Source organism: Pseudomonas sp. yb_9 (assembly GCF_043103635.1).
Classification (GTDB): domain Bacteria; phylum Pseudomonadota; class Gammaproteobacteria; order Pseudomonadales; family Pseudomonadaceae; genus Aquipseudomonas; species Aquipseudomonas monteilii.
This window is the reverse complement of sequence record NZ_JBICKA010000024.1, coordinates 1-24,734: the sequence shown is the minus strand read 5'-3', so window position 1 is coordinate 24,734 and position 24,734 is coordinate 1. Positions and strand designations below refer to the sequence as shown.

General features: G+C 55.4%; 23 protein-coding genes. 12 read left to right on the top strand and 11 right to left on the bottom strand.

Annotated features, from left to right (window positions below; translation table 11 throughout):
- Positions 1 to 10 precede the first annotated feature (10 nt).
- The 4 genes from ACF8MI_RS05215 (at position 11) to ACF8MI_RS05200 (ending at position 7,132) form a co-directional block, all read left to right on the top strand.
- A complete protein-coding gene (locus tag ACF8MI_RS05215; RefSeq protein ID WP_003253426.1) occupies positions 11 to 1,261 on the top strand; it encodes an efflux RND transporter periplasmic adaptor subunit in 1,251 nt (416 codons plus the stop codon).
- A gap of 24 nt (positions 1,262 to 1,285) precedes the next feature.
- On the top strand, positions 1,286 to 4,447 hold the full coding sequence (locus ACF8MI_RS05210; RefSeq protein WP_003253428.1) for a CusA/CzcA family heavy metal efflux RND transporter: 3,162 nt from the start codon (positions 1,286 to 1,288) through the stop codon (positions 4,445 to 4,447).
- Between the two features lie 162 nt (positions 4,448 to 4,609).
- Complete coding sequence (locus tag ACF8MI_RS05205) at positions 4,610 to 4,933, top strand: DUF2790 domain-containing protein (RefSeq protein ID WP_003253432.1); 324 nt, start codon at positions 4,610 to 4,612, stop codon at positions 4,931 to 4,933.
- A 201-nt stretch (positions 4,934 to 5,134) separates the two neighbouring features.
- Complete coding sequence (locus ACF8MI_RS05200; RefSeq protein ID WP_009682002.1) at positions 5,135 to 7,132, top strand: heavy metal translocating P-type ATPase; 1,998 nt, start codon at positions 5,135 to 5,137, stop codon at positions 7,130 to 7,132.
- A gap of 90 nt (positions 7,133 to 7,222) precedes the next feature.
- On the opposite strand, the gene ACF8MI_RS05195 is transcribed toward ACF8MI_RS05200, so the two are convergent.
- From ACF8MI_RS05195 to ACF8MI_RS05180, 4 genes are all read right to left on the bottom strand, one after another.
- Entirely contained in the window at positions 7,223 to 7,447 is a 225-nt protein-coding gene (locus ACF8MI_RS05195) for a hypothetical protein (RefSeq protein WP_003253436.1), read from the bottom strand.
- A gap of 127 nt (positions 7,448 to 7,574) precedes the next feature.
- On the bottom strand, positions 7,575 to 8,600 hold the full coding sequence (locus tag ACF8MI_RS05190) for a hypothetical protein (RefSeq protein ID WP_003253439.1): 1,026 nt from the start codon (positions 8,598 to 8,600) through the stop codon (positions 7,575 to 7,577).
- Between the two features lie 298 nt (positions 8,601 to 8,898).
- Positions 8,899 to 10,206, bottom strand: a complete 1,308-nt coding sequence (locus ACF8MI_RS05185; protein WP_003253440.1) for an OprO/OprP family phosphate-selective porin — start codon at positions 10,204 to 10,206, stop codon at positions 8,899 to 8,901.
- A gap of 210 nt (positions 10,207 to 10,416) precedes the next feature.
- Positions 10,417 to 11,385 (bottom strand): LysR family transcriptional regulator, encoded by a 969-nt coding sequence (locus ACF8MI_RS05180; RefSeq protein ID WP_009682003.1) that lies wholly within the window; start codon positions 11,383 to 11,385, stop codon positions 10,417 to 10,419.
- A 257-nt stretch (positions 11,386 to 11,642) separates the two neighbouring features.
- On the opposite strand from ACF8MI_RS05180, the gene ACF8MI_RS05175 reads away from it, so the two are divergent.
- From ACF8MI_RS05175 to ACF8MI_RS05165, 3 genes are read left to right on the top strand one after another with little or no spacing between them, the layout of a single operon-like run.
- On the top strand, positions 11,643 to 12,062 hold the full coding sequence (locus ACF8MI_RS05175; RefSeq protein WP_003253444.1) for a GtrA family protein: 420 nt from the start codon (positions 11,643 to 11,645) through the stop codon (positions 12,060 to 12,062).
- A complete protein-coding gene (locus ACF8MI_RS05170; RefSeq protein WP_003253446.1) occupies positions 12,028 to 13,011 on the top strand; it encodes a glycosyltransferase family 2 protein in 984 nt (327 codons plus the stop codon). Before ACF8MI_RS05175 ends, ACF8MI_RS05170 begins: the two co-directional genes overlap by 35 nt.
- Positions 13,005 to 14,459: a glycosyltransferase family 39 protein gene (locus tag ACF8MI_RS05165; RefSeq protein ID WP_003253448.1), complete on the top strand. Its 1,455-nt coding sequence runs from the start codon at positions 13,005 to 13,007 to the stop codon at positions 14,457 to 14,459. Before ACF8MI_RS05170 ends, ACF8MI_RS05165 begins: the two co-directional genes overlap by 7 nt.
- Before the next feature lie 82 nt (positions 14,460 to 14,541).
- On the opposite strand, the gene ACF8MI_RS05160 is transcribed toward ACF8MI_RS05165, so the two are convergent.
- Positions 14,542 to 14,763 (bottom strand): hypothetical protein, encoded by a 222-nt coding sequence (locus tag ACF8MI_RS05160; RefSeq protein WP_003253450.1) that lies wholly within the window; start codon positions 14,761 to 14,763, stop codon positions 14,542 to 14,544.
- 266 nt (positions 14,764 to 15,029) lie between these two features.
- Between ACF8MI_RS05160 and ACF8MI_RS05155 the strand changes: the two genes are divergently transcribed.
- Positions 15,030 to 15,617 carry a hypothetical protein gene (locus ACF8MI_RS05155; RefSeq protein ID WP_003253452.1) on the top strand — a complete coding sequence of 196 codons (588 nt, stop codon included), beginning with the start codon at positions 15,030 to 15,032 and terminating at the stop codon, positions 15,615 to 15,617.
- A 57-nt stretch (positions 15,618 to 15,674) separates the two neighbouring features.
- On the opposite strand, the gene ACF8MI_RS05150 is transcribed toward ACF8MI_RS05155, so the two are convergent.
- Complete coding sequence (locus ACF8MI_RS05150) at positions 15,675 to 17,093, bottom strand: heavy metal sensor histidine kinase (protein WP_009682005.1); 1,419 nt, start codon at positions 17,091 to 17,093, stop codon at positions 15,675 to 15,677.
- Positions 17,090 to 17,764 carry a heavy metal response regulator transcription factor gene (locus tag ACF8MI_RS05145; RefSeq protein ID WP_003253457.1) on the bottom strand — a complete coding sequence of 225 codons (675 nt, stop codon included), beginning with the start codon at positions 17,762 to 17,764 and terminating at the stop codon, positions 17,090 to 17,092. Before ACF8MI_RS05145 ends, ACF8MI_RS05150 begins: the two co-directional genes overlap by 4 nt.
- A gap of 689 nt (positions 17,765 to 18,453) precedes the next feature.
- Here ACF8MI_RS05145 and ACF8MI_RS05140 point away from each other — a divergent pair.
- The gene (locus ACF8MI_RS05140; RefSeq protein WP_003253458.1) at positions 18,454 to 18,780 is read left to right on the top strand and encodes a DUF2790 domain-containing protein; all 327 of its coding nucleotides are present in this window, start codon (positions 18,454 to 18,456) and stop codon (positions 18,778 to 18,780) included.
- 32 nt (positions 18,781 to 18,812) lie between these two features.
- Here ACF8MI_RS05140 and ACF8MI_RS05135 read toward each other — a convergent pair whose 3' ends face one another.
- The 3 genes from ACF8MI_RS05135 to ACF8MI_RS05125 all read right to left on the bottom strand — a co-directional run bounded on the left by ACF8MI_RS05135 (position 18,813) and on the right by ACF8MI_RS05125 (position 20,481).
- Positions 18,813 to 19,163, bottom strand: a complete 351-nt coding sequence (locus ACF8MI_RS05135) for a DUF3147 family protein (RefSeq protein ID WP_003253461.1) — start codon at positions 19,161 to 19,163, stop codon at positions 18,813 to 18,815.
- Between the two features lie 157 nt (positions 19,164 to 19,320).
- Positions 19,321 to 20,226, bottom strand: coding sequence for a cation diffusion facilitator family transporter (locus tag ACF8MI_RS05130; RefSeq protein ID WP_392517396.1), 906 nt, complete (start codon positions 20,224 to 20,226; stop codon positions 19,321 to 19,323).
- A gap of 54 nt (positions 20,227 to 20,280) precedes the next feature.
- Positions 20,281 to 20,481, bottom strand: a complete 201-nt coding sequence (locus ACF8MI_RS05125) for a zinc ribbon domain-containing protein (RefSeq protein ID WP_223255137.1) — start codon at positions 20,479 to 20,481, stop codon at positions 20,281 to 20,283.
- Here ACF8MI_RS05125 and ACF8MI_RS05120 point away from each other — a divergent pair.
- Both ACF8MI_RS05120 and ACF8MI_RS05115 read left to right on the top strand, forming a co-directional pair.
- Entirely contained in the window at positions 20,461 to 20,667 is a 207-nt protein-coding gene (locus tag ACF8MI_RS05120) for a hypothetical protein (RefSeq protein WP_003253464.1), read from the top strand. The genes ACF8MI_RS05125 and ACF8MI_RS05120 overlap by 21 nt on opposite strands.
- Before the next feature lie 440 nt (positions 20,668 to 21,107).
- On the top strand, positions 21,108 to 22,805 hold the full coding sequence (locus tag ACF8MI_RS05115) for a phosphoethanolamine transferase (RefSeq protein ID WP_003253466.1): 1,698 nt from the start codon (positions 21,108 to 21,110) through the stop codon (positions 22,803 to 22,805).
- Positions 22,806 to 23,128: 323 nt separating this feature from the next.
- On the opposite strand, the gene ACF8MI_RS05110 is transcribed toward ACF8MI_RS05115, so the two are convergent.
- The gene (locus ACF8MI_RS05110; RefSeq protein WP_009682006.1) at positions 23,129 to 24,355 is read right to left on the bottom strand and encodes an OprD family porin; all 1,227 of its coding nucleotides are present in this window, start codon (positions 24,353 to 24,355) and stop codon (positions 23,129 to 23,131) included.
- Between the two features lie 202 nt (positions 24,356 to 24,557).
- Here ACF8MI_RS05110 and ACF8MI_RS05105 point away from each other — a divergent pair.
- A partial coding sequence (locus ACF8MI_RS05105) for a LysR family transcriptional regulator (RefSeq protein WP_392517397.1) occupies positions 24,558 to 24,734 on the top strand: 177 nt, incomplete at its 3' end.

The window sequence follows — 24,734 nt, the reverse complement described above, 5'->3', positions numbered from 1 at the left end:
AGGAGTAGCAATGGATAACAAACGCAAGATCGCCCTCGCGGTAGCCGCTGTGGCAGCCCTCGGATTTGGCAGCCTTGCCTGGAACAACAGTTCTGGACAGCAGGCCGCTAGTACCGCCGAGCATGGCGCTAACGATGGCCATGGCGACGAAAAGAAAGCCGCATCTGCCGCCAAAGAGGAGGGTGATGAGGGCCATGGTGAAGAAGGCCACAGCGAAGAGGGCGGTGAAGAAGAGGGCAAGCTGACGCTTAGCGCTGAGCAGATCAAGGCTGCCGGCGTTGCCCTGGAAGCTGCAGCGCCGCGTGACTTGGGTACAGTCGTGAGCTTCCCGGGCGAAATTCGCTTCGATGAAGACCGGACCGCCCACGTGGTTCCTCGTGTTCCTGGCGTTGTAGAGACTGTCCAAGCCGACCTGGGTGAGACGGTCAAAAAGGGTCAGGTCCTCGCTGTAATCGCGAGCCAGCAGATCTCTGACCTGCGCAGCGAACAACAGGCCGCACAGCGTCGCGTCGAACTGGCGCGAGTGACCTTCGAGCGTGAGAAGCAGCTGTGGCAGGACAAGATTTCCGCGGAGCAAGACTACCTCCAAGCACGCCAAGCGCTGCAAGAAGCGGAGATCTCCTTGGCCAACGCCAAGCAGAAGGTCGGTGCGATCGGTGCTTCGGTTAACTCCGTTGGCGGTAATCGTTACGAACTCCGAGCTCCTTTCGACGCCGTGGTGGTGGAGAAACACCTGACCGTTGGCGAAGTCGTCAGCGAGGCGACCAACGCCTTCATCCTTTCTGACCTGAATCAGGTCTGGGCAACCTTCGCCGTCCCGCCTACAGATCTTGGCAAGGTCACGACTGGTCGTGCGGTGAAAGTCTCTTCGCCTGACATGAATGTCGAGGTCGAAGGGAAGGTGGGTTATGTCGGGAGCCTGCTGGGCGAGCAAAACCGCGCAGCCACTGTCCGCGTCACCTTGACCAACCCCAACGGTGCCTGGCGTCCAGGCCTGTTCGTGAACATTGCGGTCACTTCCCAGACTGATCGAGTTGCCGTAGCGGTCCCTGAGCACGCAGTCCAGACCGTTGAAGACAAACCCTCGGTATTCGTACGCACCCCAGATGGGTTTGACACCCGCCCGGTAAAACTGGGTCGTCGCGACAATGGGTACGTGGAAGTCATCGACGGTATTGAAGCCGGCGCCCAGGTAGCAACCAGTGGCAGCTTCACACTCAAGTCCGAGCTCGGCAAAGCTTCTGCCGAACACGGTCACTGATGCGAACTGACAGGATGATTTCTCATGTTTGAACGTATCATCAGATTCGCCATCGAGCAGCGCATCGTAGTAATGATCGCTGTTCTGATCATGGCGGGTATCGGTATCTACAGCTATCAAAAGCTGCCCATCGATGCGGTACCCGATATCACCAACGTCCAGGTGCAGATCAACACTGCAGCGCCTGGTTATTCGCCTTTGGAAACCGAACAACGGATCACGTTTCCAGTTGAAACGGCCATGGCCGGTCTCCCGGGCCTTCAGCAGACCCGTTCCCTGTCTCGCTCTGGCTTGTCTCAGGTCACCGTGATCTTCAAGGATGGCACTGACATCTTCTTTGCCCGCCAGTTGATCAACGAGCGGCTGCAGGTTGCGAAGGAACAGCTGCCAGAAGGCGTAGAGGCCGTTATGGGCCCGGTATCTACCGGCCTCGGCGAGATCTTCCTGTGGACCGTTGAAGCCGAAGATGGCGCGGTCAAAGAGGACGGTACGCCTTACACCCCGACCGACCTGCGCGTGATCCAAGACTGGATCATCAAGCCTCAGCTGCGCAACGTCCCGGGTGTAGCCGAGATCAATACCATCGGCGGCTATGCCAAGCAGTTCCTGGTTGCGCCAGATCCTAAGCGCCTGGCTACCTACAAGCTTACCCTCAATGACCTGGTCGCAGCGTTGGAAAGTAACAATGCCAACGTCGGCGCCGGCTACATCGAACGTAATGGTGAGCAGTTGCTCATCCGTGCGCCCGGCCAGGTAGGCAACATCGAAGACATCGCCAACATCGTGATCACCAGCGTGGATGGTGCACCGATTCGCATCAGCAGCGTTGCTGACGTCAGCATCGGTAAAGAACTCCGCACAGGTGCTGCTACTGAGAACGGCCGCGAAGTCGTGCTCGGTACCGTGTTCATGCTGATTGGTGAAAACAGCCGTACTGTGTCTCAAGCTGTCGCCGCCAAACTGGCGGACATCAACCGCACCCTGCCAAAGGGCGTGGTGGCTGTGACCGTTTACGACCGTACCAACCTGGTTGAAAAAGCCATCGCGACGGTGAAGAAGAACCTGGTAGAAGGCGCGATCTTGGTAATCGCGATTCTGTTCCTGTTCCTCGGCAACATCCGTGCAGCCCTGATCACCGCGATGGTGATTCCGCTGTCCATGCTTTTCACCTTCACAGGCATGTTCAACAACAAGGTCAGTGCCAACTTAATGAGTTTGGGGGCACTCGACTTCGGCATCATCGTCGACGGTGCCGTGGTTATTGTAGAAAACGCGATCCGTCGACTGGCTCATGCGCAGCATAAGCATGGCCGCATGCTCACCAAAACCGAACGCTTCCACGAGGTCTTTGCCGCGGCGCGAGAAGCTCGCCGGCCGCTGATCTTCGGTCAGCTGATCATCATGGTGGTGTACCTGCCGATCTTCGCCCTCACCGGCGTCGAAGGCAAAATGTTCCACCCTATGGCGTTCACCGTTGTGATGGCTCTGCTGGGCGCAATGATCCTGTCCGTTACCTTTGTTCCTGCAGCTATTGCCATGTTCGTCACTGGCAAGGTGAAGGAAGAGGAAGGCGTGGTCATGCGCACAGCTCGACTGCGCTATGAGCCGGTTCTGCAATGGGTGCTGGGACATCGGAACATCGCTTTCTCGGCCGCAGTAGCCTTGGTCGTGCTCAGTGGTGTGCTGGCAAGTCGTATGGGTAGCGAGTTCATCCCAAGCCTCAGTGAGGGTGACTTTGCGATGCAGGCCATGCGTGTGCCTGGAACGAGCCTCACTCAGTCCGTCGAGATGCAGCAGCGTCTGGAGAAAGCGGTAATAGCGCAGGTGCCTGAAGTCGAGCGGATGTTCGCACGCTCGGGTACCGCGGAAATTGCATCTGACCCGATGCCACCGAACGCCTCCGACGCCTACATCATGCTCAAGCCTCAGGATCAGTGGCCTAACCCCAAGAAGCCTCGCGATGAGCTGATTGCTGAGGTGCAGAAGGCCGCAGCGGGTGTTCCAGGAAGCAACTACGAGTTGTCGCAGCCAATCCAACTGCGTTTCAACGAGCTGATTTCGGGCGTGCGTAGTGATGTCGCTGTGAAGGTCTTCGGCGATGACATGGACGTGCTCAACAACACCGCCAACAAGATCGCGGCAGCGCTCAAAGCGGTACCGGGCTCGTCGGAAGTGAAAGTTGAGCAGACATCCGGCCTGCCGGTGCTGACAATCAACATCGACCGCGAGAAAGCAGCACGCTACGGCCTGAACATCGCGGATGTTCAGAACTCGATCGCTATCGCCGTGGGTGGTCGCCAGGCCGGCACGCTGTATGAGGGCGACCGTCGGTTCGACATGGTAGTGCGCCTGCCTGAGACCGTTCGCACCGACGTAGCGGGGATGTCCAGTTTGCTGATTCCGGTGCCTGCCAATGCGGCTCAGGGTGCCAACCAGATCGGTTTCATCCCGCTGTCGCAGGTCGCTAATCTGGACCTGCAACTGGGCCCGAACCAAATCAGCCGCGAGAACGGCAAGCGTCTGGTAATCGTCAGTGCCAACGTTCGAGGCCGTGACCTGGGATCCTTCGTTGAGGAGGCGACCGCTTCGCTGGATCAGAAGGTGCAAATCCCTGCGGGCTACTGGACGACTTGGGGTGGCCAGTTCGAGCAGCTGCAGTCGGCTGCCAAACGGCTGCAGATCGTTGTTCCAGTCGCCTTGCTGCTGGTCATGACCTTGTTGTTCCTGATGTTCAACAACCTGAAGGACGGCATGCTGGTCTTCACCGGTATTCCATTCGCACTCACCGGTGGTGTTGTGGCGTTGTGGTTGCGGGACATCCCACTGTCGATCTCGGCAGGTGTCGGCTTCATTGCACTGTCCGGCGTTGCAGTACTGAACGGCCTGGTGATGATTGCCTTCATCCGCGGGCTAAGGGAGGAAGGGCGAACGCTCAGGCAGGCAGTCGATGAAGGTGCATTAACCCGTCTGCGACCTGTTCTGATGACTGCCTTGGTAGCTTCCCTGGGCTTCATCCCGATGGCTTTGGCCACCGGTACCGGTGCAGAAGTTCAGCGGCCACTGGCGACGGTGGTGATTGGCGGGATCCTGTCCTCCACCGCATTGACCTTGTTGGTACTGCCTGCCCTGTATTACTGGGCACACCGCAAGGATGAAGACGGCGACGAGGCCGAAGTGGTTAGCTAACAGGCTCCGCTAAAGAGAAGCCCACAACACGTGTTGTGGGTTTTTTTGTTTAAAGTGAAGTAGATGCACTTACCTTTCAAAATTGTAAGTTTCTCGTCATGCCGGTGATGCCTATGCATTGCTAAGGTTACGCCCGAGAAGTTTTGAAATTGAGAGGGTTTTATGAAAAAGCTAATTATCGCTGCTGCACTTGTTGTTTTCTCGGTGGCTTCGCAGGCCAACACTTTTTCCGAGAGCAAGCAGCTGCAATACACCAAGGAGCACCAGACCGCAGTGGCCAAGTACGCGGAGAAAAATGGCAAGCCAATGCCAGAGATTCAGGATTACAAATATGGCATGAAGATAGACGTTGCTAAGTTCGTACGTCAGTCGCAGGACCCACGTACCTGCCAGGTCTACCCACGGTTGATGACCTTCGAGGACTCCCAGGGCACGCTCAAGACTGTTCGTTACTCGATGTATTCGCAATGCATCAACAACAAGTAGTAAACGATTTGAACAGAACAATTAGAGAATTCATAAATGCCAGGCAGTGCCTGGCATTTTTTATTACGCCCGATGCCCCATGGTTTTGACATGTTAACGCCTGGGCCGGGGCAAACCGTGCAATAGGTCTTAGCTAACCAACCGCGACGGCTCCCAACTGCAGAGGGCAATTGGAAGCCTTGACCCCAGAAGGGACGAGTTATGAAGAGTTTGCTTGAACGCCCTGATGACCAAGCTGGGCATGAAGGTCATAGCCATGAGCATGGCGGCATTTTTGGCATGAACACGGAGCTGATTTTCGCGCTGATCTGTGGTGCCCTCCTGGGTGCCGGAGCTCTCGCAGGACAACTTGACCTGATTGATCGACTGCCCCTGATTCTGTACGTGTCGGCCTATGTGTTCGGTGGATGGTTCACCACCAAGGAAGCGATCAGCAACATCCGCCAGAAACGCTTCGAGATCGATTCGCTGATGCTTCTCGCCGCAGCCGGTGCCGCGAGCATTGGCGCCTGGGCGGAGGGGGCTCTGCTGCTGTTCCTGTTCAGTCTGGGGCATTCCCTTGAAAGCTACGCGATGGGGCGGGCCAAGAAAGCGATTGAGGCACTGTCCAAGCTCGCACCAGCCACCGCGATCGTACGCAGAGCAAATGGCACGTTGGAAATGCCTGTGGAGCTGCTGGTTCCCGGTGACGTTGTCATCGTGCGCCCCAATGACCGCCTACCGGCCGATGGTTTTGTTGTAGTGGGCTCCTCAAGTATCAACCAGGCGCCAGTAACCGGTGAGAGCGTCCCCGTGGACAAGCAACCTGTCCCTGATGCCGAACTCGCACGCAGCAAGCCAGATGCAGTGGATGCAGCCTCGAAAGTCTTCGCCGGTACCATCAATGGCGAAACGCTCATCGAGGTTGAGGTAACACGGCGCTCTACGGAAAGTACCCTGGCGCGGGTCATCAAGATGGTCAGTGAAGCCGAAGTCAGGAAGTCACCGACCCAGCGATTCACGGACCGCTTCCAACGCATATTCGTCCCGTTGGTTTTGCTGCTGGTAGTCGGGCTGCTATTTGCCGGCATTTTCCTTGATGAGCCGTTCCGTGACTCGTTCTACCGGGCGATGGCCGTACTGGTTGCAGCCAGCCCCTGCGCGCTGGCGATCGCAACACCAAGCGCCATTCTATCTGGCATCGCCAGGGCAGCCCGAGGTGGCGTGCTGATCAAGGGCGGTGCACCGCTTGAAGAGCTCGGCTCCTTGAATGCCATGGCATTCGACAAGACCGGTACCCTGACCGAAGGGCGCCCACGCATCACCGATGTAATACCGGTAGGCGGCACGCAGATCGAGGATCTACTAAACGTCGCCATCGCTGTGGAGTCGATGAGCGACCATCCGCTGGCTGCGGCAATTGTGCGTGACGGTGAAGAGATGATTGGCACACGGCGCCGATTGCAAGCCAAGAACATGAGCAACATGATTGGCCGCGGCGTACGTGCCGAGCTTGATGGGCAGTTCGTCTGGATTGGCAAGGTCGAGATGTTCGGTACCAATGGTATTCCCGCACTGAGCAAGGCAGCCTTGGAGGCTGCGGAGCGTCTGCGTCAGTCGGGCCGCACAACCATGGTGGTACGTCGCGCTGACAAGGATCTGGGCGCTATCGGGCTATTGGACACACCCCGAGAGGGTGCCAAAGAGGCACTCCAGAAACTCAGAGAGATGGGCATCGACCGCATGGTCATGATTTCTGGGGACCACAACCGCGTTGCAGAGGCGGTAGCCAAACAAGTTGGCTTAGATGAGGCGTGGGGAGACCTAATGCCGGAAGACAAGGTCAAGGCCATCAAGAACCTGCGCCTCAGCGCCAGGGTGGCCATGGTGGGTGACGGCGTGAATGATGCCCCTGCCATGGCCAATTCGAGCGTTGGCATCGCAATGGGGGCTGCCGGATCTGATGTCGCCCTGGAAACGGCTGATATCGCGCTTATGGCTGACGACATCAGGCAACTCCCATTTGCGGTGGGGCTGAGCCGTCACACGCGATCGATCATCCGCCAGAACCTGTTCGTCAGCTTGGGGATTGTGGCCATCTTGGTTCCGTCTACCATCATGGGCTTGAGCATTGGTGCCGCCGTTGCGATCCATGAGGGCTCCACACTGCTGGTCGTCTTCAACGCCTTGCGGTTGTTGGCCTACCGCAGAAGCTCCTGATCCCTGAGCTTCAATCATGAAGCTAAGCAGGGAAATGACTTGAAGTAGAAGTACGGGTCGTGCGCGATCAGCGCACGACCCGTACTTTTCTCACTCGTCGATCCCGATGCGCTTGAGGCTTTCAAGGGCCTTCCCACACTCAGGTGAGCCGTGCCTTAAGCCGCAGGCCAACGCAGCTTTGAGACTCATGACACCGGCTACGAAACCGACTTGATTGCCGACCCCTTGTCCGTTCGCAAATCCCTGATCATACGCAATCTCCACAAGTGCATTGATCGCCGCCAGGGTGTCTTGTTTGTTGGTACTGTTCTGCATATCTACTCCGCGAGCATTCAGCTCATATCGCTCGGTTAGATGGCGGCGCCTTCAGGTTTGGGGTGAGCGAATCCCGCTCCCATAGCCAATCCCTAACGGGGGGCATAGCCCGCCACCGTAAGGAAAATCAGCTATTGAGAGCAGGTGACTCGTTTTGGTCACGCGTGCTGCTCGCCTCACCGCATTGGCACTGAGTGGGTACATCCGGATAGCCGCTGTGTTTCTCGACGAACAGCGTTTGGCAGGTGGTGCACCCATAAATCCGCGGCAGAGACTTCAGACCACCTGGCAGCACATCGCTCAAGGGCTCGTTATGCCAAGGAGCCCCGTCAAGGATCTTGGAGCGCAGGATGTTTCCCAGCCGCCAGGTGTTACTTTGTGCGCGCCAGAACCACATCGGCGCCGAAAGTGAATACTGGATGAAGGTCTCTTCCGGCTGTTTGGAGAGCATCGGAAATTTAGGGCGGGTCGATCCGGAATCGATGATAGTGAACCCCATGCCCATCTCAGCGCTCGGATGGGTCTGTTCACCGAAATAGCGGTCGTGACTCGCCGAAGCCGTAGCTTGATGATCAGTCGGCGGAAATACCCACAGATAGCACTCGCTTCGAGTCACCATTTCGACGAGCTGGCTCTGTCCCCGTATAGGGAAATCTGCAGCCAGTGCGAAGCGATCTTTCCACGTGATTTTCGGAGGCGGTGCCATACCCGCCGCAATGGCCAGCGTCGCCGTTTTCGGGACGAATCGATCGCCGAGCTCGTTCAGATCCAGATTCTTGCAAAGGGCTTTGAATGCCTTTTTACGAGTCTTCGAGGTGAAGGAGGGGTCGAGGAGCAGGCGAACCTGGTTCACGCCTATCCCTGCAGCTCGTAGTACTTCGATGACTTCTTCAGCCACGCCGACTGCTTGAAGATCGGTCAATCCCAAGCACTTTTTCGCCCGCTCAATCGTCTCGTAGAGGTTGTACTGCCTGTCGCTGTCACGGCATACCTGGATTGGCAGATTGTCTTGGGAGTCAACTTCTGGGGAGACGGAGCCAATGGCAGCGTGGAGCAACTGGTGAATGTGCTGGTGAGCGTACGGGCGACCGGAAGCCGAGAATGAGGCGTGCAGCTGAGCAGCGAGAGGTTGAAGCAGCTTTTTGGCAGACATGACTATCCCCTAATGAGCGACGTTGGGGTAGCTGCGCTTGTAGGGCCGTTAGACGCGAAGCTGGACGTCGAATCAGGTTCAATCATGAGTAGGAGTCAGGTTTGGTTTGCTTGCACGGCCACCATGCAAAACCCGACGCGGCAATCACACCAGATTCGCCGAGTTTTGGCAAGAGAGGTCATCAGGTGAGCGAGAGCAGGTAGGAGGAGGACGCTCCAAGCTCGATCACGTCAGAAACAGGGAAGCCGGAAGCACATTGAGCGCTTCCGGCTTTCTCACGTCAGACTGATGAGAGGGATCAGAAGACGTATTGCAGGCGGGTCACGATTGCATTGCCGCTGTCGTCGCCCACGGTGTTCTCGTTATTGTCAGTACGCACGTTGATGTAGTTGGCACTGAGTTTCACTGCCTCGTTGACATACCAGTTCACACCCACAGTGTGGCTCTTGGCCTTGCGCTCGTTCGATTGATCCGCTGCGGTGACCAGGTTGCCGTCTTCGACCTTGATATCGTCAAAGCGGTAGAAAACTTCCCAGGCCCCCAGTTCCTTGTTCTCTGGTTTGATAGTGTCGAACTTGGCACCGTCGAGCTTGTAGATACGCGGCTCGCCGGTCAGGGTGTAAGCCATCTGGGCGTAGTAACCAGAGGCCTTCATGTCGCTGTTGGCCTGGTCAGCTTTCAGCTTGCGGCGAAGGTATTCCGCTTGCACCGAGAACGGGCCGGTGGCCCAGGCACCTTCGAGACCCCAGACCGAATCGTCCTTCCACAGGCCATCTTGTGCGGCGGCACCGCCAAACAGCATGCGGTTGCCGTTGGTGCCGGCATCGCCGCCGCCATTGGTATCTACACCGCGAACGCCAAGACGCGAACGAATCCGGGTATCGACCGCACTGTTTTTGAGGTCGCGGTAAGCGTACTGAGCACCGACGTGCAGGACGTTGCCATCACTGTGCAGCGGTGCGAACACGGCACGTGCGTTGTAGCGCTTGGTGCTGTCGCCATCCGAGTTGTTGTTGGTTTCGCTGAAAACGCTACCGGAGACATAAGCCATGTCAGCGATGGTGCTGGTGGCTTGAACACCCATGCCGGCGTTGTCGTTGATCCAGTCCGCCAGGTCGTACGAGAGGTTCCGCTCCATGGCAGTGGTCCACTTCGAACTGGTGGCTTTCTCAAGACCGAAGTCGGTGTAGAAACGACCGAATCGCAGTTGGACGGGCTTGAAACCGGTGTAGGTCAGGCTGGCCTCGTCGAAGTAACCGTCGGAGTCGTTGCCCGTGTTGCGGGAAAGGTCGTAGTTGAGCTGATACTTCCAGTCGCGGTACAGAACGCCGCCGAGCTCAAGGTAGGCGCGACGGAAGTAGCCGGCGTCAGCGGTATCGCCATTCTTGGTGAAGACACCATCGAAACGGCCGTAGTCGGCCTGAACGCGACCGCCCAGTTTGAAACTGAATTCCTTGTCAGAAGTCGATACTTCAAGACCGCCCTTGGTCTTCAGAACGATGTCAGCTCCGTCAGTGGTTACTGTTCCGGAGAATGCTTGCGAGGAAAATGTGCCTATTATTGCGGCAGCCAACAGCTTTTCCCGCATGTTCGAAGAACGGATCATTGCTTGCCTCTCGTATGTTAAGTGCTTAGCTACCGACGTTGTATTTCGCCCTTCGTCGGCCTAAATTTATCTTGCAGATGGGAGCAGGCCACGGTTGTCACCTGCTGTAACAAGATGCCTTTGTTCTAAGCACTCTGACTAGATTGCAAGCGAATATGACAGTTGTGTTTCTGTAGTGTTAACAGGAGAGTTTGAAACCTAACAAAACTGTTACCGAACAAGCCAGTCCTTCTTATCAAAGAAGCTCTTCTTGATCAATCTACGGATTTCCAGAACGTGCGGGTTGCGGGCAAGCTTGGTTTTGATAACAAGATAGACATCTTTCTCCTCCAGATCGTCCAAAAAACCCGGCACCGGCAGAATATTCCTCTCCATCTTTCGACTATAGTCGGGCAGCACACCGATACACGCGCCTCCTACGACAAGGCCACGGGATAAGTTATAGTTCTTTACCCGAGTGGTACCGCCCTGATGCTCAGCCATTATCGATGCCCACTTTCGTGAGCCCGCCAAAATCTCTTCATCCCAAGGGATAACGAGCATGAAGTTGTGCAAATCCAGGCTCTGCACTGGAAGGGTGACGCTTCTTGAGTAGCGGCTGGAAATGAACAGCGAGTGCCCAATCCGGCCAAGCCGTTCAAACCTATACGTAGGATGGCGATCAAACGCGCCCTCATCATCTGGGCTCACGAAAGCGATACCCACATCGACTTCACACTCAGAGAGCATCTGCGTTGTGCACTCTGAATGGATTTCAAGCTGCATTTCGGCATGATCGCGCACGTAGGCGACTAGATCGCGGTTTACGATGTCGCTCAACACTGGCTCCGTGATCGCGATGGTAAGCCTGGGGACTTCCTTTTCACCGGACTTGCCAAGGCCGTCTGGGCCGAAGAGCTGGCACAGGTAATGGCTGACCCTCTCGCCAGTGCGGGTCAGGGCAAGCTTGTTGTGTTTGTATACAAACACGGGAGCACCAATGTGCTCTTCCAGTTTCTCCAAGCGTTTCCGAAGGCCTACCACTGGCACATTGAGCCCCCGGGCAGCCTGTTTGAAACTGGCACAACGTGCTGTTGCGAAAAACTCTACGGCCAGCTGATCATCAATTGGCAGATCATCCAATATGTCAGGACTGTAAGGAACAACGCTGCTTGTAAATGTTTCATTTTGTGTAACCATTGGGTCCCCCTTAATTCGGGGAATCTATCTCAATGCCACCCAGCATTTCCTTATCTTGTCAGCATTGTAATCCGCAGGTCATGCATGCGTTATCGGAAGGTTTTATTTCGAAAGCGTAATTTTCGAGCAATCTTGCTGATATTGTAGCGTGCTAGCCTAGCGCGCCAATTTCATTACTTGGCAGATCTAAATTTAGCCAATTACGCATTTACATTTGGTTCACTTTTTTTTCACCTTTGCCTCCATAGGCTTTGGGCATGGAAAATCAAACCCTACCTCTTACTACCTTACTGATTCGTTATCTGGGGATCGGCTTCATAGCAACGGGAATCCATTATGCGGTGTTCCTAGTGCTGGTTACGACAGAATTATCTACTCCATTGCTAGCCAGTATCTGTGGAGGCATGGTTGGCGCTATCGCAAGCTTTATTGGAAATAGGGCGCTCTGCTTTGTGTCAGATGGCTCTCGTAAGTTTCAGCCTGTCAGGTTTGCACTGGTCGCGTTAGCCACAAACTTCGGCAATGGCGTGGGTATGTGGTTCCTCATCAAGTCGAATCTGTCACCGCTCATCTCCCAACTTGTAGTGACCTTAAGCCTCACTGCACTTGGATTCATTGCACATCGTTTTTGGACATTCAATCATGCAGACATTACATCGCTTTCCCGAGCGCCCTGATCCCTTGTTAACCATCGTCGTCCCTTGCTTCCAGGAAGAGGAAACCATCCCCGAGTTCCACCAGCGGATCACCCGCGTCGTGAAGCGCTTACCCGTCTCCTGCGAAATCCTCTATATCGACGATGGCAGTAACGACCGAACGGCCGACATTCTTCGCCACTATCAGGATGGGTCATCTGTACGTTGTCTGTCCCTGAGTCGCAACTTCGGCAAAGAGGCTGCACTCAGCGCCGGGATAGACCATGCCCGTGGCAGTGCGCTGATCTTCATCGATGTCGACCTGCAGGACCCACCAGAGCTCATCTCGGCCATGGTGGACCACTGGCAACGCGGTTACGACGTGGTGAACATGCAACGCAACCTGAGAGTCGGTGATTCGTGGTTTAAGCGCATGAGTGCCCGGGCTTACTACTGGGTCATGCAGCGCCTGGTGGAGAAGGTGGACATGCCGGCCGATGTCAGCGATTTCCGATTGATTGGGCCTGCGCCGCTGGCAGCACTGCGGGCGCTGGACGAACGCTCCAGGATTCTCAAAGGCATGATCGGCTGGGTAGGCTTCCGTACCATCGAGCTGCCCTACAATCGCACCGTTCGCCATGCCGGCAGCACCAAGTGGAATGCAGCTGGCCTGTTCAATCTGGCCATCGAAAGCATCGTCAGCTTCTCTCGCAAACCGCTGCGCATTTTCAGCCTCATCAGTTTCGGTCTTTTCGTCTCCAGCATCTGCTACATGCTTGCGTCGCTTGTGGCAGGAAGTTTCGACATCCATCACCTGATCGTCGGAATGGCTTCATTCATGTGCGTCGGTGTCGCCATGGTGGGGGAGTACCTGGGCGTGACACTCGCGGAAGTGAAGCGCCGGCCTCTCTATTTCCTGAAGCACAGCAGCAAGGCGGATCCCGTGTCACTCCACCCTTCGATGGCCTCGATCGAGGGTAAGAAATGCTGAGCCTGAAAAACGAGCGGACGCTGTGGTGGATCCTGGGTTCGATTTTGCTCTTGCGTTTGGTGGGGCTGGGCATCTATCCACTGATGGACACATCGGAGGCTCGCTACGCTGAAATGGCTCGCAAGATGGTCGAGTTGAATGACTGGATCACGCCCATGTTCGACTACGGGGTACCGTTCTGGGGCAAGCCACCGTTGTCCTTCTGGACCCAGGCCGCAAGCATGACGGTCTTCGGCGTTAACGAGTTCGCTGCGCGTTTCCCGGCGTGGCTGCTGCACCTGGCAAGCTGTTTCATCATCATCAAACTCGGCACGCAGCAGATTTCCCGTAACGCCGGCATCTGGGCCGCCATTATCTTTTCCAGCACCACCCTTGGCCTAGTCTCCAGCGGTGTCGTGCTGACCGACCCTGTTTTGTCGTTCTCGATTCTGCTGGCCAGCTACGGTTTCTGGCGTTGGATGAAGTGCGCCAGCAAGGCGGATGCCTACCTGATGTTCGCAGGTCTCGGGCTGGGCTTGCTTGCCAAAGGCCCTCTGACCCTAGTGCTTATGGGGGCGCCGGCATTCGCCTGGTTCGTTATCTACAAGGAATGGGGACGGGTACTGAGGCTTCCCTGGATCAGCGGCCTTGTACTCATGTTCGGTATATCCGTGCCTTGGTATGTCGCGGCCGAGATGAAAACGCCCGGCTTCATGGAGTACTTCTTCGTTGGTGAGCACTGGAGCCGCTACGTCGTCAGTAACTGGGCGGGCGACCTATACGGCAGTGCTCATGCCAAGCCATATGGCACCATCTGGATCCAGCTCGGACTGTCGCTACTGCCGTGGGCCTTTTTCTTACCATTACTGATCCGCAAGCGTGAATCAATGCAGCGCTTCGAGGCTTACCTCTGGCTGTGGGCCTTGGCGACACCGGTCTTCTTCACATTTGCAGGCAACATTCTGTGGACCTACCTGCTACCTGCGCTGCCAGCCTGGGCATTGCTGCTATCCGGACGGATCAGCGATGTTGGCCCGAAGACTACATGGGCTGCCGCGGCGAGTGCATTGGTGTTACCAATCATCGGTGCGGGCATCATCTACGCCGGGGTACTTGAGGAGCGACCTCAGAATCAGCGAGATGTGGTTCAAGCCTGGCTCAATGTGCAGTCTGCTCATTCCGCTCCCCTGATCTATCCTGGCCGCCGCTCATACTCGTCGGAGTTTTACAGCAGCGGAAAGTCCGAGAACATCAAGGATCCTGCCAAGTGGCCGCAGGATGGCTCGTTCTATCTGTCCAGGCGCTTGCGAGACAGCAAGGATGGTCTGCCCGCTGATCTAGCATGTACAGCGATCACCGAAGCGAACGCCAGCCAGCTCATGCTGTGCCATTGGAAACGTACCGTACAAGGTGCCGAGGGTCTGGCTGGAGAAAGCAATGCGGAAACGCCTCGCAAGAACGAAGGCTAAATTCCAAGCACAAAAAAGCCAGGTTTTATCCTGGCTTTTTTGTCGATTTCTTTCGTCATTTGAAGTCCTATTTAACCGCCGATTAATTGTCGGCTTGTTCCTTACCATCCTTGCTTTCTTTCTTTTGCTCTTGAGCGACTTGTTGTTTGTTCTGGTCCGAAGAGTCATCGCTCCATAGGCGAGCCTGTTCGGTTCGGAAGTTTTCATTGAACTGTTTCGCTCGCTCGAAGCCACCTTCAGCGTAAGCGGTACCCATGAGACCCAGCAGCAGGCTGCCAATAGCGATAGATTTGACAAATTTCATTGTGAACCTCGGTTCATACTAGGCCTGCCTGATTAGCGGCCTTTGTTGGTTTGTAGTTTAGGAACGCGAAGCTAACGACAAGGTGAGTCAATAATTACAATTCCGTAATTTTGGCGGCAGGCAGGATGCGTTAAATCCTCAAATCTGGAAGGATCATGTCTATCTCGGCACTGTCGAGGGCGACTAAGAATTTTCTCTTAAATTACAATTTTGATATCTAGCGCGTTAATTCAGCGCGGCGTTGTTGGCCGCCCTAGGAGATAGCCATGAATGACATAGAGCCCTGGGCAGTTGCTATCGGTGACTTTCGCCGCTGCACTGAAAAACTCACTGTCCAGCTCGATGAGCTGACCTCGCAGACGCGGACCTCCAGCGCTGTTCTGGAGAGGTCGAACGAACTGGTGGAGCAGGTGGACGCTGTCGGCCGGCAGATTCAGGAGGAGGTGCGAAAGGCGGAGAAGGCTTGGTCGAACGCGGAGGAGGTTGCCTTGCGCGCCGCTGCATCAGCGTATTCAGCTGCATGCCGCGGAGTCGACACCGCCATCCAGCCACTGATCTCGGAGCTTACAGCAGCGACAAAGGCGGCGGACGCCTCTATCCAGGAGCTCAAGCGGGCACCGGTGCTGGCCAAGCGTTATGTGATGGTGGTCGCCACGTCGTTCTTCATTCTGGCGCTGATCTGTGTCTACTCGACCATGCGCCTGATCGATGCCGCCGGCAGCGTAAGTGCTCAAGAGAAAGTGAATGCTCAGTACTTCTCACACCTGTGGAAGAACGCCAATCCTGACGAGCAGAAGATCATCAAGTCGGTGATTCTGCGGTCGCCTATGGACCCTGTGGTCCTCCGGCACTGATGCATTGAGCAAACAAAAAGGCCCGTCGATGGACGGGCCTAATCATGTCTGCGCGGTTTAAGCGGCGGTCATTGCTGGCTGCAGTTGCTGGGCTGCGGGAAAGTGAAGGTGGAACCAGGTGAAGTTTTCTTCGGTCACCTCCACGCTCGCCGACCCTTGGTGCAGGCTCATGATCGACTGCACAATGGCCAAGCCAAGACCGGTACCGCCTTCGCTCCGTGCTCGGCTCTTGTCCACACGGTAGAACCGCTCAAATAAGTGCGCATGGTGTTCCTTGGCAATACCGCGGCCGGGGTTGCCGACACTCAAGGTCGTACCGCTCGCACTATGCTGCACCTTCACGTAGACCGTGCGGCCGCGAGGGCAGTAGCGGATCGCGTTCGACACGAGGTTTGAGACGGCCCGTTGAACCATCAGGCGGTTCCCGCGTACCACATCATCACTCCCAGAAATCTGCAGCTGGATCTCGCCTTCCTCTGCCGAAATGCTGAAGAGGTCGCATACGCGCTGAACCTCGTCGACCAGGGACACCGGTTCGAACTCCACCATGGACGCAGGGTGACTGACCTGGGCCAAGAACAGCATGTCGGAAACCATGCGGCTCATGCGGTCCAACTCTTCTGTGCACGACTCTAGAACCTCCCGGTACTCGGAAAGCGATCTTTCTCTGGTCAAGGCAACCTGGGCCTTGCCCATCAGGTTGGAAAGCGGTGCTCGAAGTTCGTGGGCAAGGTCGTCAGAGAACTGCGAGAGCTGCTGAACGCCATCATCCAGGCGAGCCAGCATGATGTTGATGCCGTCGGCGAGCTTCTTGAGTTCTGCCGGCATCCCATCAGTCGGAAGACGATGGTCGAGGCTCTCCGTTGAGATCTTTGACGCCACCTTGAGGAATTTGGTCAGCGGCAGCAGGCCTCTGCGCACGGTCCACCAGCCAATGGCCAAGATCAGTGCGAGGATGACGGGGGACATCATCAAGGCCCAAGTCAGCAACGCATCAAGCAGTGCCTCACTGGATGACTGGTCCATGGTCATATAGACGCTGACCTCTGTTCCATCGCCCAAGCGCATGATCCGAGAAGCACTCAGCAGAGGACGGTCCTGCGTATCACGCCATTCATGCTCTTTAGGCTGGGCCGCCGGCTGAAACTTGTGCACCTCCAGATTGACCTGTTTCGAGCCAATCGAGAGCAGAGGAGTCTGATTCTGTGAGGTATCGAATATGCTCACATACAGGTTGTTGTGGCCCATGACCAAATCGACAAGCTGATGTGCATCTGCGTTGACGCCGGAGATATCCGGGATGGTGGACAGGTTGTGAGCCATCCCCGCCATCTTTACTTCCAGGTCCGCTCGGGCATTTCTTTCCAGAGCCTTACCTACCATCAGATAGCCAAAGGTGGCGAACAGAAGCAGCAACGCTGCGCTCATCAACCCAACTTTTAACCCCAGCTTTGCAGCCAGGCTGAATGGCCTCATGCGCGTTCCTCAAAAACGTACCCAACGCCACGAAGCGTGTGAATGAGCTTGGTTTCAAACGGGTCATCGATCTTCGAGCGCAAGCGCCGGATGGCTACATCGATGACATTGGTGTCGCAATCGAAATTCATATCCCAGACCAACGAGATGATCTGGGAACGAGTCAGCGCTTCGCCCGTTCGGCTCATGAGCAGGTGCAGAAGCGCAAATTCCTTGGTGGTGAGATCGATGCGTGTGCCACCGCGGAAGACGCGATGGCGGACGGAGTCGAGTTCCAGATCCGCAATTTTCAGCGAGCTCTTCTCGACCAACTCATCACCACGGCGTTGCAGCGAACGGATGCGAGCAAGCAGTTCAGGGAATTCGAATGGCTTCACAAGGTAGTCATCCGCGCCGCCGTCCAAGCCCTTGAGCTTGTCATTGATGCGTCCGCGGGCGGTCAGCATGATGATGCGGACCCGGCTGGTCTTACGGATGGTTTCCAGCAGGTCCCAGCCGTCGATACCGGGGAGGTTCACGTCCAGAAGGACCAACGAATAGACATTAGTGTTGAACAAGTGCAGGGCATCTACACCGTTGTGCACGATATCTACGACATACCCGCTTTCGGATAGGCCCTGCTGAAGATATTCGGCAGTTTTAATTTCGTCTTCCACAACTAGAACGCGCATAACTTATCTCAAGGTGTGAGGAAGGAGTTGGCCTAATCCGCCAAGATTATGGTTGCAGGCTGTTCGAAAGATAGGCTGAGGGTATGGCATGTGGTAGTCGCTACCTCTGTCCATACGCCGGGTCACCTGAGGACGCTTGAATCTTAACGCGAAGAAGCTGGCCGCGGCGAAATCCTACAAATTTGTAATGTAGCCGCAAGATTTCTGACAGTCATGCAGGCTCCAGCTCTGAGCTTAGCGGATTCTGGGGTCTGCGACGGTGTATGACAGCTTCGCCTGACAGGCGGAATCGGCCATGACAGGCAGTATTTCGGTCGCCAGCTTGCAGAGACTGGCGCTGGCCTTGCATCGAGTGCGCCACGCAGGCAGTCCCCATGCACGGCCGCGAACTGCTACGCCTTTCTGCGAATTAGTTCACTTGGTGGCTCAGTAGTCTCCCGAATAATTACCTTACAATCTATTACATGTCCAAATTGTAATTGCGCGATCATCTTGGTGTTAGCCTCCTTTGCTAGTTTAAGGGCAGCGGAAGAGGCATCGCTGCTTTGGAAATTGTCTCATTTCAAAGCAGCTTGGCAAGAGCAGCGGGCAGTTGTTCTCGTCAATGCATTCACCTGTAAACCATACGCTCCTTTGGTAGGTGAATTTTAGCGCCCCCCTACGGGCGCTTTTTTATTAAGGGACTTCTTATGAACACTACTGTATCAGCGATCGCCGTGTTTATGCTCTTCACATCACTAACAGCCAATGCACAAAGCGGTATGGAAATAAACCAACGCATTGAGCGTTCTGCTAGAGAGGCTACTGCGGATTATGCTCAGCGCGTAAAAAAGCCCATGCCTCAACTTGAAGACTATGCCTACGGTATGGACCTTGACGTTGGTAAGTTGGTGTATGTATCACCCAGCGTGCGGTACTGCGGTAATGTAAGAAGTATGATGACCTACGAAGACTCGAAAGGCGAGCTGCACATGGTTCGCTACCTGGTGAAGGGCGAGTGTATTAACAGCCGTTAAGGCTCATCAAGATGATGTCTGCGGTCGCCGGATCATAGAAGCTCAATGCCGAACCGGCGCAGCAGTACGGCGAAACATCCGAAACTGGCCATTGTGATGAGGATGCTGCTGATAAGGGTCGGCCAGAAGCCGAGCTTAGGTAGCAGCAACGGGAACGCGATAAACATCGGCAGTGTAGGAAGCACGTACCAGAACGTGTACCAAGCATGATTGGAGATCTTCTCCATGCTCTGGTTCTCCAAATAGAGCCAGACCAGCGTCAAGACAGTGACCAGGGGTAGGGCGGCGACCAGGCCGCCCAGCTTGTCACTGCGTTTCGCCAGCTCTGATACGAGAATCACTATTCCGGCAGTGAGTAGGTACTTCGTGATGATCCAAGCCATCGCTGAACCTTCTGGGGATTGTGGACGGGGGAGGTGAAGCCATTCTCCAACCCCTCTCGAAGTGCTCCTGCCGTTTACGCCATCCCTCATCGCATTTCTTCTACAACATCCCCCTCAGCCAGGAAGGGGATGTGTCTGCATGGTGTTTACCGATCGATCAGTGCGAGGGCGAGGGAACGCTCTCGTGGAAAGCTGCCCGCTCGATCTGGATGGTGCAGTGATGGATTTCAAATCCATCGCTGACAGCATCCACGACGGCCGCCAACACAGCATACCCATCTGCAGAATCCCGTACCACTACGTGCGACGTCATCACGTTGCTGCCACTGCTGACGGCCCAGACGTGCAAGTCATGAACGTCCGTGACCCCATCTACGCCGCGGATGGTGGCCTCGATTGCCGTAACGTCGAGCCCCCTCGGCACACCCTCCATGAGAATCCCCAGGCTTTCGCGAAGCAACTGCCACGTCCGCGGCAGTACCCAAAGTCCGATTGCCACAGCGACAATCGTGTCGACCCAGGTCCAGCCCGTGAAGCGGATGATGAGTGCTGCAATGATTACGCCTAGCGAGCCGAGCATGTCGCTCCAAACTTCGAGGTAGGCGCCTTTGACGTTAAGGCTCTCGTTGCTCGCAGATGCCAGAAGGCGCATCGAGATTAGGTTGATGATCAGGCCGGCGATTGCGATCCACATCATCGCCCCGGTAGCGATCTCCGCCGGCATGAAAAAGCGCTGGTAGGCCTCGTACAAGATGTACATCGCCACCAGGAAGAGCAGCACGGCGTTGAACGTCGAAGCCAGAATCTCCAGGCGCGCATAGCCGAAGGTTCTTTTCTGATCCGCCGGGCGCTTGGCTATCTGAAGTGCAATCAGTGAGATCGCCAAGGCGGCAGTATCTGTGAACATGTGGGATGCGTCAGACAGCAGCGCCAGGCTGCCGGTAATCCACGCACCGATCACTTCTGCAATCATGAAGCTGCCAGTCAAGGCGAGCGCCATGATTAGCTTCTTCTGATGCCCCTCGCGTACTGCAGCGCTGCCATGGTCATGATTTGAACCCACGTATTTCTCCTTGCGCAGGGTTGTGGTCTCGTTGGCCTTCCTGTCTGCCTATCGTTAGAGCGTCGCTTGGCCACACTGACTGCAGAATTTTGCTCCTGCGCTCAGCAACGAGCCACAGGCGGTGCAACCACTCGATAGTGGTGTTCCGCAGTTTAGACAAAAGCGTGCTGACGGATCGTTGGCCGTCCGGCACTGCCTGCAGCCCTGCAGATCTTTAATGGGGGCTGGAGTGGCATGGCGCCCGCCGTCATACACCTGGTTGCCGCCGTCGCAGCCCTGCTGCCGGCCATGGCGATCGTATTGCTCGGCCCCATGTCCCCCGCTGTGGTGCTTGCCTCCACCGTGGTTTCCACGGCCATGGTGCCCGCCCAGGATATTTTTGAAAAAGCTCATGGTATTCGCCCCTCATTGATGGGTGACATATTAACGAGCAAAAGTTGAAAAGAATGTTCTGCTCGCGAGAAAGACTTGTAAGTTAAAGTGAAAGTTCAAAATTAGCCTACGTCAAAACGAAGCCGTTTTGTTTGTGAAATTAAATTTATCTAGCTGAGCGGTGCTCTGCGTTTAATAGATGGTGTCGCCCTAATTTTTATCATAGCCTGGTCGATGGCAATTAAAACAGCAGTTATTGCATTTCTGTCAGCATTGTAATCACGAGGTCATCGTGTCGTTATCAGGCGCCGGAAATAATGCGCTCAGCGAGATTTATTTCTCTTTTGTCCCTATGCCTCACACATTCTAAGCGTCTCCAACGCCTAGGCCCTAAGGCCTCTGGCGCTCCGCACATTGCGCAATCGCTCAGCATCTGTCGATGGTTTGCCAAGCAGCTCCCGCTAACTCCACAGCTAACGCATGGATAAGCAGCCTCTCAGAGTTTGATAATGACACCTTCAAAATCCATTGTTCACACCCTGTTAAGTAAATGGATCTTTGCTATTCGCACTGCCCGACAGGAAGGCATCAGCACTAATCTGCTCATTGGGCTGGTAACTCTTTGGTTGCTGCTATTCGCGAATGCTGAGCTCTGGAGCGTGCTCTGGAAGCTGGTATTCAAAACCGATGAAGTGAACTGGCTGCTAGCAGCTAGCCTCCCAGTCATAGTATTCGCATGGGTGTTTACGGTTCTGAGCTTGCTGTCATGGGCGCGGCTGACCAAACCTTTTCTATGTCTCGTACTGATCAGCGCGGCTTTTGCGAGTTACTTCATGAATGCCTATGGCATCGTGATCGATTACACAATGTTCACCAACGTTGTGGAGACAGACGTCGCTGAGGCAACCGAGCTGCTGAATTGGAAGCTCGGTCTGTGGGTCGCAATGGTTGGGGTGTTGCCCGTCTACCTGATCTCCCGGGTTCCCCTCCGGCGCAAGCCTTGGGCCAGAGCTTTGGTCAGCAGGGTCATTGCTCTGTCGCTCGCTCTGTTGACCTTGTCTGGCATCGTGCTGAGTCAATACCAGTCATATGCCTCCTTGCTGCGCAACAATCGGGAGATCCGACTGATCCTGGTACCCACCAACTTGTTTGCGGCTGGCCATGGTTACCTGAAGCGCCAGCTGGCCACACCTAAAACGCTGACGGCCATTGGAACTGATGCGGTAGTTAATCGACAGGGGGCGGCCCGTAAACCTAGGCTGCTGGTACTGGCTGTAGGAGAGACCGCCCGCTCCGCCAACTTCTCCCTCAATGGCTACACCCGTGAAACGAACCCGGAGCTGGAAAAACGCAACGTCATCAGCTTCTCCAACGTCAGCTCCTGCGGCACCGCCACCGCAGTTTCGTTGCCATGCATGTTCCTGGATGTGGGTAAGGCCGAGTACAAAGATGGCTTGGCCAAGAGCCGAGAAGGGCTGCTCGACGTGCTTCAACGCGCAGGCATTAGTGTCATGTGGACTGACAACAACTCGGGGTGCAAAGGGGCCTGCGACAGGGTTCCCAACCACAAGGCTGCCTCTCACGCGGATCCCCAACTTTGCACCAGCGAGGAGTGTAAGGACGGGGTGCTGCTCTCGGAGATGCAAGACTTCATCAAGCGTCAAGAAGGCGATGCTGTCCTGGTGCTCCACTACAAAGGTAGCCATGGCCCGGCCTACTACAAGCGCTACCCCGCGCAATTCAAGAAATTCGCGCCGGTGTGCGAGACCAACGAGCTCGACAAATGTAAGCAGCAGGAAGTGCTCAATGCCTACGATAACTCGATCCTTTACACCGACTACGTTACAGCCGGGCTGATCGACATCCTGGCAGCGAACACCAAATTCGACACTGGGCTCCTGTACGTTTCTGACCACGGAGAATCACTGGGTGAGGGTGGGCTCTACCTGCATGGGCTGCCTTATGCGATGGCTCCTGAAGAGCAAACCAAGGTGCCATTGGTGCTTTGGATGTCCGATTCTCTTGCGAAGAGTGAAAGGCTCAACGTCGGCTGTTTGAAAGCTCAAGCAAGCTCACCTCTTAGCCACGACAACCTGTTTCACACAGTGCTCGGGATGATGAATGTCCAGACGTCCTCGTACCGCTCAGCCTTGGATTTCACTGCCCCGTGCAAGCCCTTGCCAGGAGGCTCTTACTCAGGCCTCTAAGACACGAAGTAGGATGGCCCCTCTGGGATGCCAAGTGCTTCTGCTCCCGTCCGCTTTGACAGCTATAAGAAGCTGGACTAACTACATAGCAGCACCCACCAACCCAAGCGATAAAGGAAATCTCGCATGAGCATCAAGCCAGGCCCTAAACGAACTAACGAAGATGGCACTCCGGATAAAAGGCAGCGAGTCACGCCTGAGAAGCAGAAGGACCATCCGGACCTGAAACCCCACAAGCACAAAAAGGGGGAGTAGGTTAACAAGGCAGCTCCCGACTGCGGGAGCTGCCTTTAGATGACGGCTTCAAGGGGAACTTGAAGCTATCACCACAATGCAATGTCGTACGTCAGATACAAGCGGTAGTTATCCCGGTCGCTGCTGTACGTGCTCCTGGCCACTGCATATCGAAACTCAGCCCCCACACCTTTGAAGAGCCCGTCCTGGATCACATATTTCAGGTTCGTATTGGACTCGTGCTCCCGGGCTTCCTGACCACGATAGACCCCATCCTCGCCCTTGTAGTAGCGGGTCATGAAGCTCAGTCCAGGAATTCCCATGCTAGTAAAATCGTAGTCGTACCTCGCCATCCAGGTCCGCTCTCCGGGCTGAATGAATTTGCCAACGCTAGCATTGCTGAACGAGTAGACCGTGCTTACGCTCACGTACGGAAGTGCGGTGCTGCCATCAACCTTTTGATATCCAGCACTGAACGTGTGGCCACCCAGACGATAACTGAGTAAACCGCTAAACATATCGCTATCAACTACACCATTACGGGCTGCGCCAGCATCATCACTGATAAAGTAACGTAGATCGCTAGTTAGCTTGCCTGGGCCAAGCGGCAGTGTGTAAACCAACCCGAAAAATTGTTGGCGGTAGAAATCCCGAAGTTCCCCGTAGTAGCTGCTAAAACTGAGCTGTTTGGTGAGGTCGTAGCGCATCCCCGCAAAATCAAAGTCCGTACCGCCACCTCCGGAATATCCCTGAGGAAATATATCGACGCTATCGGTAGAGTTTCGGGCTTTGAATTTGTCTAGATGCCCAGCTTGAAGGTACAACCGATCAACACCGGTGTACTCCGCTTGGGTACCTCGGAACGTTTGAGGTAGTAGTCGACCATCGTTGTAAACCAGGACGGGGATTTTGGGGAGGAGAGTGCCACCACTGACCAAAAGGTCATTCCATTTGGCCTTAGCGGTAATGCCAAGACTCGAATATTCGCTAGCTGCCCGACCATCGTCGTGGACCGGCAGAAGGCCTGTCCCCGCATGCTTAGCGCTTGAGTCGAGCCGGATTCCTGAAAGTCCCAGTGCCTCCAAACCAAAGCCTACAGGTCCTTCGGTGTAACCTGACTGTAGCTTGAGCAGAAAACCCTGCGCCCACTCTTTGCGATCTTCGCCCCCATCACGAAATCCATCATTGAAATAGTAATTTCGCAGAGCCAGCCGGCCCTCGGAGTCTTTGAAGAAGTCTGCTTCAGCAAAATTGGGGAACAAGCTAGCAATGACGCTTGCACACGCGAGTGTGCGCGATGTTGTGAGGGTGTTCATCGGAAATCTCTGCTGTGTATTGTGATTTTTGGCAGCATCAAAATGGAGCGACCCAGTACTATCCATCGCAGATTACGCAGCGTCATGCTGGACGGGATTCACTCATGCGGCGGACACTAACCCGTCGTGGAATCGGCAACAACGTTATGAGTAATACGCATGAGGCTATGCGTTTAGTTGGTAAGAAACCTCGGAGTATCTTGTGAACCTCAAACAACTCGAAGCTTTTCAAGCCATCATGACAACGGGCTCTACCATCGGAGCTGCTACCCGTATGGGCTTGTCCCAATCGGCCGTCAGCCGCTTGTTAACTCAGCTCGAAGATCACTTAGGCCTCGCGCTCTTCCTTCGACGTAAGGGCAGATTGATGGCGACTCCT

What these genes read in the sequence shown, in the direction of transcription:
- ACF8MI_RS05210 (WP_003253428.1), top strand. Translation starts at nt 1,286, where the DNA reads ATGTTTGAACGTATCATCAGATTCGCCATCGAGCAGCGCATCGTAGTA.
- ACF8MI_RS05175 (WP_003253444.1), top strand. Translation starts at nt 11,643, where the DNA reads ATGGAAAATCAAACCCTACCTCTTACTACCTTACTGATTCGTTATCTG.
- ACF8MI_RS05135 (WP_003253461.1), bottom strand. Translation starts at nt 19,163, where the DNA reads ATGGCTTGGATCATCACGAAGTACCTACTCACTGCCGGAATAGTGATT.
- ACF8MI_RS05120 (WP_003253464.1), top strand. Translation starts at nt 20,461, where the DNA reads ATGGCGCCCGCCGTCATACACCTGGTTGCCGCCGTCGCAGCCCTGCTG.
- ACF8MI_RS05140 (WP_003253458.1), top strand. Translation starts at nt 18,454, where the DNA reads ATGAACACTACTGTATCAGCGATCGCCGTGTTTATGCTCTTCACATCA.
- ACF8MI_RS05155 (WP_003253452.1), top strand. Translation starts at nt 15,030, where the DNA reads ATGAATGACATAGAGCCCTGGGCAGTTGCTATCGGTGACTTTCGCCGC.
- ACF8MI_RS05150 (WP_009682005.1), bottom strand. Translation starts at nt 17,093, where the DNA reads ATGAGGCCATTCAGCCTGGCTGCAAAGCTGGGGTTAAAAGTTGGGTTG.
- ACF8MI_RS05205 (WP_003253432.1), top strand. Translation starts at nt 4,610, where the DNA reads ATGAAAAAGCTAATTATCGCTGCTGCACTTGTTGTTTTCTCGGTGGCT.
- ACF8MI_RS05190 (WP_003253439.1), bottom strand. Translation starts at nt 8,600, where the DNA reads ATGTCTGCCAAAAAGCTGCTTCAACCTCTCGCTGCTCAGCTGCACGCC.
- ACF8MI_RS05145 (WP_003253457.1), bottom strand. Translation starts at nt 17,764, where the DNA reads ATGCGCGTTCTAGTTGTGGAAGACGAAATTAAAACTGCCGAATATCTT.
- ACF8MI_RS05200 (WP_009682002.1), top strand. Translation starts at nt 5,135, where the DNA reads ATGAAGAGTTTGCTTGAACGCCCTGATGACCAAGCTGGGCATGAAGGT.
- ACF8MI_RS05115 (WP_003253466.1), top strand. Translation starts at nt 21,108, where the DNA reads ATGACACCTTCAAAATCCATTGTTCACACCCTGTTAAGTAAATGGATC.
- ACF8MI_RS05160 (WP_003253450.1), bottom strand. Translation starts at nt 14,763, where the DNA reads ATGAAATTTGTCAAATCTATCGCTATTGGCAGCCTGCTGCTGGGTCTC.
- ACF8MI_RS05195 (WP_003253436.1), bottom strand. Translation starts at nt 7,447, where the DNA reads ATGCAGAACAGTACCAACAAACAAGACACCCTGGCGGCGATCAATGCA.
- ACF8MI_RS05180 (WP_009682003.1), bottom strand. Translation starts at nt 11,385, where the DNA reads ATGGTTACACAAAATGAAACATTTACAAGCAGCGTTGTTCCTTACAGT.
- ACF8MI_RS05165 (WP_003253448.1), top strand. Translation starts at nt 13,005, where the DNA reads ATGCTGAGCCTGAAAAACGAGCGGACGCTGTGGTGGATCCTGGGTTCG.
- ACF8MI_RS05215 (WP_003253426.1), top strand. Translation starts at nt 11, where the DNA reads ATGGATAACAAACGCAAGATCGCCCTCGCGGTAGCCGCTGTGGCAGCC.
- ACF8MI_RS05185 (WP_003253440.1), bottom strand. Translation starts at nt 10,206, where the DNA reads ATGATCCGTTCTTCGAACATGCGGGAAAAGCTGTTGGCTGCCGCAATA.
- ACF8MI_RS05170 (WP_003253446.1), top strand. Translation starts at nt 12,028, where the DNA reads ATGCAGACATTACATCGCTTTCCCGAGCGCCCTGATCCCTTGTTAACC.
- ACF8MI_RS05110 (WP_009682006.1), bottom strand. Translation starts at nt 24,355, where the DNA reads ATGAACACCCTCACAACATCGCGCACACTCGCGTGTGCAAGCGTCATT.